We start from the raw sequence: 841 nt of genomic DNA on the forward strand, positions 1-841 counted from the left end.
GGTGCGCCACGTGTGGCAAGGTGAGGTCGGCACTGCGACGCATCGCTGGCTGGGCGACCACCAGATATACGACGCGACTGTTCTTCCGGCCGCTGTGCATTGCGAGATGGCGTTGGCCGCGGCCCGCACCGTTCTTGGCGAAGCTTCCGAAGTCCGGGATATCCGTTTCGAGCAGATGCTGCTCCTCGGTGACGAGACCCCTATCACCGTCACGGCAACCATAGAGGCGGCCGGCGTCGTCCCATTCGAGGTGGAGACCAACCAGGATGGACAACGCGAGCGGAATGCCTCAGCCGTGCTGCATGCCGCCGAAGACGACGACCAGCCACCGGTAAAGGACGTGGCTCATCTGCTGGCGGCTCATCCCAACCGGGTGGAAGGCGCTGACATTCGCCAGTGGATGCATGAGCGTGGTCGTCGTCGATTTGGTCCGGCTTTCACGGGTCTAGCTGGCGTGCATACGGCCGAAGGGACGGGCGACACGATGCTCGCCGAGGTCAGCGTGCCCGGCTCGATCCGCACCCAACAGGGCGCCTATGGCGTGCACCCAAGTTTGCTGGATGCATGCTTCCAATCCGTAGCGGTTCATCGCAGCATCCGTAACGCCGGCAATGGCGGTCGGCTGATGCCGCTAGGTGTGCGCCGGCTGCGTGCCTACGGTTCAGCCCGCAACGCCCGATACTGCTACACGACCGTGACCGCATGCGGCTCGGGCATCGAAGCCGACCTCGACGTCATCGACGAGAACGGCACCGTCCTGCTGGCCGTGCGGGGCCTGCAAATCGGCACCGGCGCCTCAGAGAGCAGCGAGCGCGATCGCGTCCTGAACGAGAGACTGCTG

General features: G+C 64.9%; 1 protein-coding gene. It reads left to right on the forward strand.

Going from position 1 to position 841, the window contains the following annotated elements:
• On the forward strand, positions 1-841 hold an 841-nt coding region (locus F0Q45_RS26315), incomplete at both ends, for a polyketide synthase dehydratase domain-containing protein (RefSeq protein WP_188113192.1).

The sequence above is a fragment of the Mycobacterium simiae genome, assembly GCF_008370645.1.
Classification (GTDB): Bacteria; Actinomycetota; Actinomycetes; order Mycobacteriales; family Mycobacteriaceae; genus Mycobacterium; species Mycobacterium simiae_A.